At 43.8% G+C, this 12,832-nt stretch carries 9 protein-coding genes; 8 read left to right on the plus strand and 1 reads right to left on the minus strand.

Going from position 1 to position 12,832, the window contains the following annotated elements; translation table 11 throughout:
* Window positions 1-11 precede the first annotated feature (11 nt).
* Window positions 12-884 carry a F0F1 ATP synthase subunit gamma gene (locus tag FDF36_RS01620; protein WP_220390077.1) on the plus strand — a complete coding sequence of 291 codons (873 nt, stop codon included), beginning with the start codon at window positions 12-14 and terminating at the stop codon, window positions 882-884.
* 157 nt (window positions 885-1,041) lie between these two features.
* Window positions 1,042-3,576 carry a helix-turn-helix domain-containing protein gene (locus FDF36_RS01625; RefSeq protein WP_220390078.1) on the plus strand — a complete coding sequence of 845 codons (2,535 nt, stop codon included), beginning with the start codon at window positions 1,042-1,044 and terminating at the stop codon, window positions 3,574-3,576.
* Window positions 3,577-3,733: 157 nt separating this feature from the next.
* On the opposite strand, the gene FDF36_RS01630 is transcribed toward FDF36_RS01625, so the two are convergent.
* Window positions 3,734-4,090 (minus strand): thioredoxin family protein, encoded by a 357-nt coding sequence (locus FDF36_RS01630; RefSeq protein ID WP_220390079.1) that lies wholly within the window; start codon window positions 4,088-4,090, stop codon window positions 3,734-3,736.
* 228 nt (window positions 4,091-4,318) lie between these two features.
* On the opposite strand from FDF36_RS01630, the gene FDF36_RS01635 reads away from it, so the two are divergent.
* From FDF36_RS01635 to FDF36_RS01660, 6 genes are all read left to right on the plus strand, one after another.
* Entirely contained in the window at window positions 4,319-5,581 is a 1,263-nt protein-coding gene (locus FDF36_RS01635) for a TolC family protein (RefSeq protein WP_220390080.1), read from the plus strand.
* 13 nt (window positions 5,582-5,594) lie between these two features.
* The gene (locus tag FDF36_RS01640; protein ID WP_220390081.1) at window positions 5,595-6,686 is read left to right on the plus strand and encodes an efflux RND transporter periplasmic adaptor subunit; all 1,092 of its coding nucleotides are present in this window, start codon (window positions 5,595-5,597) and stop codon (window positions 6,684-6,686) included.
* Between the two features lie 15 nt (window positions 6,687-6,701).
* A complete protein-coding gene (locus FDF36_RS01645; protein ID WP_008660143.1) occupies window positions 6,702-9,827 on the plus strand; it encodes an efflux RND transporter permease subunit in 3,126 nt (1,041 codons plus the stop codon).
* A gap of 34 nt (window positions 9,828-9,861) precedes the next feature.
* Window positions 9,862-10,536, plus strand: a complete 675-nt coding sequence (locus FDF36_RS01650) for a response regulator transcription factor (RefSeq protein WP_005787506.1) — start codon at window positions 9,862-9,864, stop codon at window positions 10,534-10,536.
* 17 nt (window positions 10,537-10,553) lie between these two features.
* The gene (locus tag FDF36_RS01655) at window positions 10,554-11,891 is read left to right on the plus strand and encodes a sensor histidine kinase (protein ID WP_220390082.1); all 1,338 of its coding nucleotides are present in this window, start codon (window positions 10,554-10,556) and stop codon (window positions 11,889-11,891) included.
* A gap of 183 nt (window positions 11,892-12,074) precedes the next feature.
* Window positions 12,075-12,749, plus strand: a complete 675-nt coding sequence (locus tag FDF36_RS01660; protein ID WP_005787510.1) for a MarC family protein — start codon at window positions 12,075-12,077, stop codon at window positions 12,747-12,749.
* Window positions 12,750-12,832 lie beyond the last annotated feature (83 nt).

Below are 12,832 nucleotides of genomic sequence, written 5' to 3' on the forward strand. Positions count from 1 at the left end.
TTTAGAAGATTATGGCTTCACTAAAAGAAGTAAAAACCAGAATAAATTCGGTACAAAGTACCCGAAAAATCACTTCAGCAATGAAGATGGTGGCTTCTGCCAAGTTACACAAGGCGCAGGGAGCCATTGAGAATATGCTGCCTTATCAGAGGAAGTTGAATAAGATTCTGACTAACTTTCTGAGTGCTGATCTTCCGGTAGAGTCTCCGTTCTGTGTGGAACGTCCCGTCAAGCGGGTCGCTATTGTGGCTTTTTCTTCCAACAGTTCTTTATGCGGTGCTTTCAATGCGAATGTACTGAAAATGTTTTTGCAGACGGTGGGAGAATATCGCGAGTTGGGACAAGATAATATCCTGATCTATCCGGTGGGCAAAAAAATAGAGGAGGCTGTCAAGAAGTTAGGATTCTTTCCTCAAGGCAGTTATCAGAAGTTGGCAGATAAACCGTCGTATAATGAAGCCGCTGCATTGGCCAAATTGTTGATGGAACTTTTTCTGGAAAAAAATATCGACCGTGTGGAGTTGATTTATCACCATTTCAAGTCAATGGGGGTACAAGAACTGTTGCGTGAAAGATATTTGCCGATTGACTTTTCTGCCGTTCAAAATGACGAAGAGAGAGGTGGAGTAGTGAATGACTATATCATAGAACCTTCTGCAGCTCAATTGATAGCAGACTTGATTCCGCAGGTGTTGAGTCAGAAGATATTTACAGCTGCTCTCGATTCTAATGCATCCGAACATGCTGCACGTACTTTGGCTATGCAGATAGCGACGGACAATGCCAACGAACTGATTCAGGAGTTGACAAAGCAGTATAATAAAACCCGCCAGCAGGCCATTACAAATGAATTGCTCGATATTGTAGGTGGCAGTATGGCATAGATTTCCACACCAAAGTATGCAAAGGTTACGGAATGGTTATTAATGAAAAGTTAATAACCTTCATTCCGTGACCTTTGTGGTTTCTACTGTGAAATAACTTATTATTATATTGCTTTCTTCTTTCTTTTGCTTTAACTTTGTCGCAAAGTATTATTGCATGGAAGAGAACCACGAAATAGAATTAGCCTGGCAAGTCATTGAAAATACCGGTACGCATCTTTTTCTGACAGGAAAGGCCGGAACCGGAAAAACAACTTTTCTCCGTCGGTTAAAAGAACTTACCCCAAAGCGTATGGTAGTGGTTGCACCTACGGGGATTGCTGCCATTAATGCCGGAGGTGTCACTATACACTCCTTTTTTCAGTTGAACTTCGCACCTTACATTCCGGAAAGCACATTTAATTCAGCTCAACAAGGTTTTCATAAATTCGGAAAAGAGAAAATCAACATTATCCGTAGTATGGACTTGTTGGTGATCGATGAAATCAGTATGGTACGTGCCGATCAACTGGATGCAATTGATGCTGTACTGCGTCGGTATCGTGATCGCTCGAAACCTTTCGGTGGTGTTCAGCTCCTGATGATAGGTGACTTGCAGCAATTGGCTCCCGTGGTGAAAGAAGAGGACTGGAGCCTGTTGAGCTCTTACTATGATACAGCATTTTTCTTTGGTAGCCATTCACTGAAAGAGACGGAATATATCACGATAGAGTTAAAGAAAGTCTATCGACAAAGTGATACGGAATTTGTCGGATTATTGAATAAAATCAGAGAGAAAGAGGCAGACGACGCTGTTCTGGAAGAATTGAACAAACGTTATCTTCCGGGATTCCGTCCGAGAGAGGAAGAAGGATATATCCGACTGACTACACATAACTATCAGGCTCAGCAATATAACGACCGACAACTGCTTTCTCTTTCAGGAAGAGCTTTCAGTTTCCATGCGAAGGTGGAAGGCACTTTTCCGGAATCGGCATACCCGGCTGATGAAATGCTTACCGTCAAGGAAGGGGCTCAGATAATGTTTATTAAAAACGATTCTTCCGGTGAACATCGATATTATAATGGAATGATCGGTTTGGTTACGGCTGTCAGTAAAGATGGCATTCGGGTGAAAGGGAACGGAGAATCACAGGACTTTCTGCTTGAAACCGAAGAATGGACAAATAGTAAATACAGCCTGAATCCGCAGACGAAAGAGATTACCGAAGAGGTGGAAGGTACTTTCCGGCAATATCCCATTCGTCTGGCATGGGCAATAACCATCCATAAAAGCCAGGGGTTAACTTTCGAACGTGCAATCATTGATGCAAATGCCTCTTTTGCCCATGGACAGGTTTATGTAGCTCTGAGTCGTTGTAAGTCGCTTCAGGGATTGGTGCTTAGTTCTCCTTTAAGGAGAGAGTCCATTATCAGTGACGATACGATTGATGAATTTACCCGTAATGCCGGAGAGATGACTCCCGACAAGCATAAATTGGCTCTATTGCGTCAACATTACTTCTATGAATTGTTGTGCGAACAGTTTGATTTTCATTCGATTGAACAGCATTTTTTACGTTTGCTTCGCTTGCTTGACGAGCATTTATATCGTCTCTATCCTAAGTTGCTGGAACGATATAAGGCAACTGCCGATCTGTATAAAACGCAGATAATGAAAGTCGCCGATACATTTAAACTGCAATATTCCGCCTTATTGATGGAGGCTGAAGATTATGCCGCCAACCCGAAATTGAATGAACGGGTTATGGCCGGTGCCCACTATTTCCGTCAACATCTGGAAGATTTGTTAACTCCGCTGATTACTTCTACAAAAGTAGAAACGGATAATAAAGAACTGAAAAAGAAATTCTCCGAAGCGGCAGATGCAATGAAGACAGCATTGCACGTAAAGTTGGGAACCTTGTGTTATACTGAGAAGGAAGGTTTTTCTGTTTCCGCTTTTCTAAAACAGAAGGCTGTTCTTACGTTGTCTGTTTCGGGAGGAGAAGCTGCGTCCTCTTCCGGAAGATCGGAGCGTAAATCCCGGACAGCCGAGAAAATAGAAGTACCGACTGATATTCTTCATCCGGAATTGTATAAGCAATTGATTGCCTGGAGAAATTCTGAAGCTGCAAAAGCTGGTTTGCCTGTATATACCATCATACAGCAGAAAGCAATTCTGGGTATTGTAAACCTTTTGCCGAATGATGCGGCTTCACTGATACGTATTCCGTATTTCGGAAAACGCAGTGCCGAAAAATACGGTGATGCCTTGCTTGAAATGGTGAACCGATACGTAGAGGAGCATGGCATAGAACGTCCGCAAATACCAACAGCGATGTTGACTGTCAATAATGGGATTAAAACGTCGAAAGAGCCCAAACCTTTAAAAGAGGCTAAATCGGTGAAAGAACCGAAGCCTGATACGAAAGAGGTAACGTATCGTCTTTTCAGGCAGGGGAAGAGTATTGAAGAAATAGCTAAAGAACGCGAGCTGGTTTCCGGAACCATAGCAGGACATCTGGAACACTATGTACGCTCCGGTGAAGTTAAAATAGAGCAGTTGGTGGCAAGAGAGAAAATCACGAAAATCATCCGTTACGTACAGGCTCATGGAAGTGATAAAGGACTGACGGTTATTAAAGCAGCTTTGGGGGATGATGTCTCATACGCAGATATAAGGTTGGTGCTTGCTACCGGAATAAAATAGTCATATTAATTTCAAGAGAGTGTTTCATAACTCACCACAGGGTTACATAGGGTCACACTGAGTAAGTTTAATCTATATCTATTTATCTGTGTGAATCCGTGTAATCCTGTGGTGAATAGGGGGCGACTCCTCTTCATTAAATGATTGATCCGGTAAATTATAACAAAACTTCTTCTATCAATGCTTTTAACTGGGTTTTATTCATAGTTCCTAATTTCATACTTGGTTTTCCTTCCATCGGACAAAGCAACAGGTTAGGGATTGTACGAATGGCAAAAGCAGCCTCCAGTTCCGGTTCCTGATCTACATCCACTTTATAAATATCTATTTTCCCATCATATTCTACAGCCAGTTGGTCGAGTATAGGTGACAGGGCTTTGCAATATACACACCAGGGAGCATGAAAATCTACCAGGCAAGGTTTATCACCTTTAAAATCCCATTTATTCGGGTATTCTTGGAATTCGGCCACTTTCTCTACGAAGCTTTCTTTTGTTAAATCAATGACTTTCATATTTTTACTTTTTTAGTGATTACTTATTTATTTCTTTGATGTTGCAAAGATAGGAAGATAGATCTCATTGTCAGATAGCTATTTCTCCTATTATATTAGCAATTCTTCCTTGTCCCGTTTTTTCTGCTTTCTAATAACTTTCTAATCTTATCTGAGTATCTTATAATTGCTTTCAAACGGTTTGTTTCATGGGGGAGTTGTACTTTTGCTTCCAAAATAACAAGGACTATGATCAGAAAGTTTTTTATTCTCTTTTTTCTTGGCTTTTTCGGATTTGCCGAAGCCCAACAGCCGTCCGTCGGCTTGACTCTGAAGGAGGCAGAGCAACGTTTCCTGAAATGTAATTTATCCCTATTGGCCGAGCGCTACAATGTAGACATCGCACAAGCCAGGTTGCTTCAGGCCGGACTGTTCGATAATCCGGTAATTTCATTCGAACAAAATGTGTATAACCGATTGAATGGAAAGTACTTTGACTTCGGCAAAAAAGGTGAGTCGGTAGTCGAAATAGAGCAGGTGATACGCCTTGCCGGACAACGGAATAAGCAGATACGGTTGGAAAAGATAAACAGGGAAATTGCCGGTTATCAGTTCGAAGAAGTGATGAGGACTTTACGCCAGGAACTTGGCGAGGCATTTACAGAAGTTTTCTATCTCTCAAAGTCATTGTCCGTTTATGATAAAGAAATCAATTCGCTGGAACATTTGCTGACAGGTATAAAAGAGCAGCACGCAAAGGGAAATATCTCTTTAATGGAGATGGCGAGACTCGAGTCTATGCTGCTTTCTCTGAAGAAAGACAAGAACGAATGCGAAAGCAACTATTTGTCCCGGCGAGGAGAATTGAATCTGTTACTGAATCTGCCTACCGACTTTCGGACAGAACCTGTAATAGATGAAGGAGATCTTCGACAATTAAACATGGACCGGTTGTCTTATGCCGATTTACAAGAGAGGGTACACGGGAGACCTGACCAGAAGTTGGCACGCAGCTGTGTCACTGCTTCGCAAGCCGATCTGAAATTGCAGAAAGCGTTGGCTTTTCCGGAATTTGCAGTAAAAGGTAGTTATGATCGGCAAGGTAATTTTATTAATAACTACTTTGCAATCGGATTCAGTATGTCGGTGCCTATCTTTAACCGTAACCAAGGGAATATTAAAATGGCCCGTTTCAATCTTCTGAAGGCGGATCGGGAGCAAGAGTATTCCCGAAATAAAGCCGAGGCCGAACTGTACGCAGCTTATACTGCTTTAGAGAAAGCATGTCAGTTGTATCAGTCGACTGATATGGGACTGGAACAGAATTTTGAGAAACTGATAGCCGGAGCCAACGAGAACTTTATCAAACGTAACATCAGTCTTTTAGAGTTCATCGACTTTTATGATAGCTACAAAGAGACTTGCATCCGGCTTTACGAAATCAAGAAAAACGTACTGCTCGGTATAGAGAACCTGAATGCGGTGGCCGGACAACCTATTTTTAACTACTAAATCCATATAATTTATGAATTGGACAAAATACCTTCCATGCCTATTGATTTTGGGTATGGGGAGTGGTTGCTCATCAGAAGTGAAGCACCCCGGAGAAAATCAAGATCTGTGTCTGACAGACAGTTTACTGAAAATAGTTTCCGTCGATACGGTGCATCTGCATGATGTGGCAGATGAATTGACATTGAACGGACGTGTTACTTTTAATCAGGAACAGGTGGCACACGTCTATCCGATGTTTGGCGGAACAGTGACGGAGCTTCGCGCTGAAGTAGGGGATTATGTACGAAAAGGAGACATACTTGCCATATTGCGTAGCGGTGAAGTGGCCGATTACGAAAGACAGATGAAAGAGGCGGAGCAACAGGTGATTATTGCCCGCAGAAATGTAAATGCTACCCGGGATATGTTCGATTCCGGGTTGGCATCCGATAAAGATGTATTGCAGGCGCGTCAGGAATTGATCAATGCTGAAGCGGAAGAGGATCGCATCAAAGAAATTTTTTCCATAAATAACTTCAGGGGCCGGTCATTCTATGAAGTCAAATCTCCCGTTAGCGGTTTTATTGTGGAAAAGAGTGTGAGCAGAAGTATGCAGCTTCGTCCCGATCAGGGTGAGGAGATATTTACTGTCTCCGGTTTGGAGCATGTATGGGTGATGGCAGATGTTTATGAAAGCGACATCAGTAAAGTAGCAGAAGGAGCATCGGTACATATCACTACGCTGGCATATCCGGGTAAGGTGTTCTCCGGAAATATAGATAAAGTATACCACATGTTGAATACTGAAAGTAAGACAATGAACGTACGGGTAAAGCTGTGTAACGAAGACTATCTGCTGAAGCCGGGTATGTTCACCACGGTCAATGTTGAGTGCAAATCTTCCGGGAAACAGATGCCTCGGATCAATGCACATGCCTTGATATTTGAAGGAGGTAAGAATTACGTCGTAACCGTCACCCCCGACAACCGCCTGAAAGTGAAAGAAGTCGATGTATACAAACGGCAGAATCAGGAATGCTATGTCCGTTCCGGGCTTTCCGAGGGTGACAGAGTGCTGAATCAGAATGTATTATTGGTCTACAATAGTTTAAATGCAGACTAAAAACGGAAGAATACTATGCATAAGTTTATAGACAATATTGTGGCATTTTCGTTGAAAAATAAGTTCTTCATCTTTTTTTGTACGGCGATTGCCGTCATTGCCGGTGTGGTTTCGTTCAAGCATACACCGATAGATGCATTTCCCGATGTGACGAATACGAAAGTGACCATCATTACCCAATGGGCGGGACGCAGTGCGGAAGAGGTGGAGAAGTTCATTACGATTCCGGTGGAGATAGCCATGAACTCGGTACAGAAGAAGACGGACATCCGTTCGACAACCCTATTCGGACTGTCGGTCATCAATGTGTTGTTTGAAGATCATGTGGATGATTTTGTTGCCCGTCAGCAGGTATACAATTTATTGAATGACGCAGATCTTCCGGATGGGGTGACTCCGGAAGTACAACCTCTTTACGGACCTACGGGTGAGATTTACCGTTATACTTTGCGAAGTGACAAACGGAGTGTACGCGAACTGAAAACGATTCAGGATTGGGTGATCGACCGTAACTTGCGTGCCGTATCGGGAGTGGCGGATATTGTCAGTTTCGGCGGGGAAGTGAAGACTTTTGAAGTCAGTGTCAATCCGAATCAGTTAATCAATTATGGCATCACTTCGCTTGAACTTTATGATGCCATAGCGAAAAGCAATATCAATGTCGGGGGAGATGTGATTACCAAAAGTTCGCAGGCCTATGTTGTGAGAGGTATCGGATTGATTAATGACTTGGAAGAACTGCGGAACATTGTAGTAAAAAACATTAATGGGACTCCCATACTGGTGAAAAATCTGGCCGATGTACGCGAATCATGTTTACCCCGTTTGGGCCAGGTGGGGCGTATGGATGAAGATGATGTAGTGGAAGGCATTGTGGTGATGCGCAAAGGAGAGAATCCGGGAGAAGTCATATCCGGGTTGAAAGCGAAAATAGACGAACTGAATGAGAATATCCTGCCGTCGGATGTGGAGATCGTACCTTTCTATGACCGGGAAGATCTGGTGGATCTTGCAGTTCATACGGTGACACACAATTTGGTAGAGGGCATATTGCTGGTAACTTTCATTGTATTTATTTTTATGGCAGACTGGCGGACGACGGCAGTAGTTGCGGTCATTATACCGTTAGCCCTGTTATTTGCTTTTATCTGCTTGCACATAATGGGGATGTCTGCCAACCTGCTTTCAATGGGAGCTATTGATTTTGGGATCATTATAGACGGAGCGGTAGTGATGGTGGAGGGAATATTCGTTGCCCTCGACCGAAAAGCGAAAGAGGTGGGAATGCCCGTATTCAACAGGATGTCAAAAATGGGCCTGATCCGAAGTACAGCCAAAGAAAAGGCCAAAGCTGTCTTTTTTTCTAAGCTGATTATCATTACAGCGCTGATTCCCATCTTTTCGTTTCAAAAAGTAGAAGGAAAAATGTTTTCTCCTTTGGCTTATACTCTGGGATTTGCTTTACTGGGAGCATTGATTTTCACATTGACGCTGGTTCCGGTCATGTCGTCTATTCTTTTGAAGAAGAATGTGCGTGAGAGAAGTAATTTTTTGGTGCACTTTATCAGAGAGAAGAGTGCTGCTTTGTTTGCGATTTTTCATGCCCATCGTAAATTGTCTATCGGATTGGCTTCTTTGGCAGGAGGAGTCGGTCTGTTTCTCTATTCGTTTCTGGGAATGGAATTTTTGCCGCAGTTGAATGAAGGGGCTATTTATATTCGCGCTACCCTTCCGCAGAGCATTTCTTTGGATGAGTCAGTATCCCTTGCCAATAGAATGCGCAGAGAATTACTGGCATTTCCCGAGGTAAGACAGGTGCTTTCGCAAACCGGGCGTCCAAATGACGGAACCGATGCCACCGGTTTTTATAATGTGGAGTTTCATGTCGATATTTTCCCGGAGAAGGAGTGGGAAAGCGGACTTAGCAAAGGACAACTGATTGAGAAAATGCAATCTGCCCTTGCTCTTTATCCCGGCACCGATTTTAATTTCTCGCAGCCGATCACTGATAATGTAGAGGAAGCGGCTTCGGGTGTAAAAGGATCTATTGCCGTCAAAGTTTTCGGCAAAGACTTATATGAAGCGGAGAAACTGGCTGTGCAGATCGACAAAGTATTGGGAACCGTACAAGGTATCGAGGATTTGGGAGTGATCCGCAACATTGGCCAGCCGGAACTTCGCATCGAGTTGAATGAAAAGCAACTGGCGCGTTACGGTGTGTCTAAAGAGAACGTGCAGTCTATTATCGAGATGGCTATAGGAGGTAAATCGGCCTCCCTGCTTTATGAAGACGAGCGTAAATTCAATATCATGGTGCGTTACAATGAAGAGTTTCGCCGGAACGAAGAGCAAATAGGTAAGATTCTGGTACCCGCGATGGATGGTACGATGATACCGATCAAAGAGCTGGCGGATATCCGGACTATTACGGGACCTCTACTTATATTCCGTGACAGTCATGCCCGTTTTTGTGCCGTTAAGTTCTCCGTACGCGGACGTGCTATGGGGTCTGCTGTCGCCGAAGCACAAAAGAAAGTGGCGGCTTCTGTGCATCTGCCGGACGGATATACGCTGAAATGGACCGGAGATTTTGAAAATCAGCAACGTGCCAGTAAGCGGCTTGCCCAGGTGGTTCCTGTCAGCATTGCCATTATTTTCGTCATTCTCTTCATCCTTTTTTCGAATGCGAGAGATGCAGGCCTGGTGCTACTGAATGTGCCGTTTGCAGCTGCCGGGGGAATTATTGCTTTGTTGATTACCCATTTCAACTTTTCGATTTCTGCGGGGATCGGTTTCATTGCCCTGTTCGGTATCTGCATCCAGAATGGAGTGATTATGATCTCGGGCATTAAATCGAACGTACGTTCGCACATACCTTTATCGGAAGCTGTAAAGAATACCGTCCGTTCGCGTGTTCGTCCGGTCGTGATGACGGCTGCTATGGCTGCCATCGGATTAATGCCGGCCGCCTTGAGTCATGGCATCGGTTCTGAGTCACAACGCCCGCTTGCCATTGTCATTATCGGGGGCGTATTGTGCGATACTTTCTTTACTCTATTCATTTTTCCGTTGATTGTAGAAGTTATTTATGGTAAAACGTTGTATGATAAAGAAGGTAAATTGCGGCAAAGACGAGTGTAAACAGTATATTTGCCACTTTAAAAACTAAAGAAGGATGGCTAAGATATTATTGGTAGAAGATGAAGTGAATATAGCTTCGTTTATAGAACGGGGTTTGAAGGAGTTTGGACATTCTGTGTCGGTGGCTAATGACGGTGATGCCGGATGGGAATTCATCCGGCAAGAAGCATTCGACCTGTTGATCCTGGATATTATCATGCCTAAGATGAACGGTCTGGAGCTATGCCGGCTTTATCGGCAGCAATACGGTTATCTCACCCCGGTTATAATGTTGACTGCATTGGGCACCACGGAGGATATCGTGAAAGGGCTTGATTCGGGGGCGGATGACTATTTGGTGAAACCATTCAGCTTTCAGGAACTGGAGGCGCGCATCAAGGCCATCCTGCGCAGAGGGCGGGAAGACTCTGTCCAGCAGCTGGTATGTGATGATCTGGTGCTTAACTGCAACACCCGCCGTGCCAGACGTAAGGAGGTGGAGATAGAACTCACTGTTAAGGAGTACCGCTTGCTGGAGTATTTCATGACCCATCAAGGCATGGTGCTTTCGCGCCTGACATTATTGAAAGATGTATGGGATAAGAATTTCGATACGAATACTAATGTGGTAGATGTTTATGTGAACTATCTTCGTGGTAAAATAGATAAGGAGCATGACAAGAAATTGATTCATACGGTGGTAGGTTCGGGATATATCATGTATGCTTAACTTTAACAAGCCAGACTATGAAAATAGGACGTAAAATCGCACTCTTTTATACGTTGGTAACGGTACTGACCACCATGGCAGTTATCGGAGTGTTCTACCTGTTCAGTTCAAGGTATATCGATGGATTGTACAGGTCATACCTTCGGGAAAAAGCTTTTCTGACCGCTCAGAAACACTGGGAGCGAGATGAAGTGGATGAGCAAAGCTATCAGACCATTCAACGGAAATATGATGAGCTGCTACCAGAGGCCAAAGAGATTTTATTGGATATGGATAGTGATGCCGTGGTGCGTGATACGCTGAATAAATATCTTTCCGCCGGCCAGCAGAAGCAGCTTCTTGAGTCGAAAGAGATGTCATCGGTCTCTTTCGTATATCAGGATATGCTGGGAGCCGCACTATACTATCCCGATAATGAAGGCAATTTTATCGTAATTATCATGTCGCATAACAGTTATGGGGTCAAGATACAGGAACACTTGCTGCTCTTGTCCGCATTTCTGGTATTATGCAGCTCGGTATTGATCTTTTTCATCGGACAACTCTATTCTACGAGAATATTGATTCCCTTGCAGCACGTCCTGTTACAGTTGAAACAGATCCGCGGCAACAGTCTGAACCGCAGATTGAAGACCACCGGCAATAAAGATGAACTGGACCATCTGATAGAAACCTTAAATAGTATGCTCGACCGTATCGATACGGCATTTAGAGCAGAAAAATCATTTGTCAGCCATGCTTCTCACGAACTGAATAATCCTATTACCGCCATTCAGGGTGAATGTGAAATAAGTCTCCTGAAAGAACGGAGTACCGATGAGTACATCGAAGCACTCCGGCGGATAGCCGGGGAAAGTAAACGCCTGTCCAATCTGATCAGGCATCTGCTGTTTCTGTCGAGACAAGAAGAGGACATCCGGAAGAATAACGTAGAAGAGATTCGTCTGGCAGACCTGTTGGAAGAGGCAGGGGCTGCTAACCCGCGCATCCGGCTGCAATATTCGGAAGATGCCGCAAGGTACGCTGTGGTCAGTGCCAGCCCTTACTTGTTTAAAATAGCCTTGCAAAACGTGATAGACAATGCCTGCAAGTATTCGCAAGGCGAGGTGCTTATCCGGCTTTACAAAGAAGATGAGCGATGGGGGATAGCTGTCAAAGATTCCGGAATCGGCATCCCGGCGGATGAAATGGAACTTATCTTCCAGTCATTCTACCGGGGAAGTAATACGAGAGAATACACCGGTCAAGGGATCGGGTTAAGTCTTTCCATGAAAATCTTTTCTGTCTACAGGGGGAAGGTCAGCATTCGTTCCGAAGAAGGGAAGGGGACGGAAGTGAGAGTTGTCTTCGCATAATATACGATTTACTTTTCCGGGGAAGTGTGGATACACACGTATGTATGTTTCCCATTAGTGTTAGTCCGTTAAAATATCACAATAAGAAAATGTTTCTTGCAATTGCAGCATCAATAAGAGTCCATCTGTGTTTTTACATAGGTATTGTATTCTTAATGGAGTATTTTAAAAAATGCAAGAACTATGTCACTGAGTAATTTGCTAATTATATTCTCTTCCTCTTTTATGGCTTTGTTTCCCGTGGTGAATCCTTTGGGAAACGGTTTTGTGGTGAATGGCTTTTTTACCGACCTGGATCCCAAGCAGCGGAAAACCGCCATCCGGAAACTGATTCTTAACTTTATAATAATCGGTGTGGGTACTTTGGTCATAGGCCACCTGTTTTTGTTAATGTTCGGTCTGGCCATCCCTGTCATTCAGTTGGGCGGTGGGATACTTATCTGTAAGACGGCCATGGAGTTGCTCGGCGATTCTAACTCTCCGGATCAGGAAGAATCGAGCCGGAACATGGATAGCCTCAAATGGAAGAATATAGAACAGAAGATATTTTATCCCATCACGTTTCCCATCAGCATCGGTCCGGGCAGTATATCCGTTATATTTACTCTGATGGCTTCTGCCAGCGTCAAAGGTAAATTGTTGCAAACCGGAATCAATTATTTTGTGATCGCACTTGTTATAGTTTGTATGGCAGCCATACTTTATATCTTTCTTTCCCAAGGGCAAAGAATTATTCAGAAACTCGGGCCGGTGGGGAATCAGATCATTAACAAGCTCGTTGCCTTTTTTACATTCTGCATCGGCATACAGATTTCCGTGACAGGTATATCTCAGATATTTCATTTGAGTATCTTATGATTACAGCCGTTACAGAGCGGCTGCGGCAGTAACCTCGTATAATAGGGGAGCGGAAGAACAGGCTTGTATGAAGTGTCCGGCAG

This window comes from Bacteroides fragilis (assembly GCF_019583405.1).
In the GTDB taxonomy this organism is placed as follows: Bacteria; Bacteroidota; Bacteroidia; order Bacteroidales; family Bacteroidaceae; genus Bacteroides; species Bacteroides fragilis_B.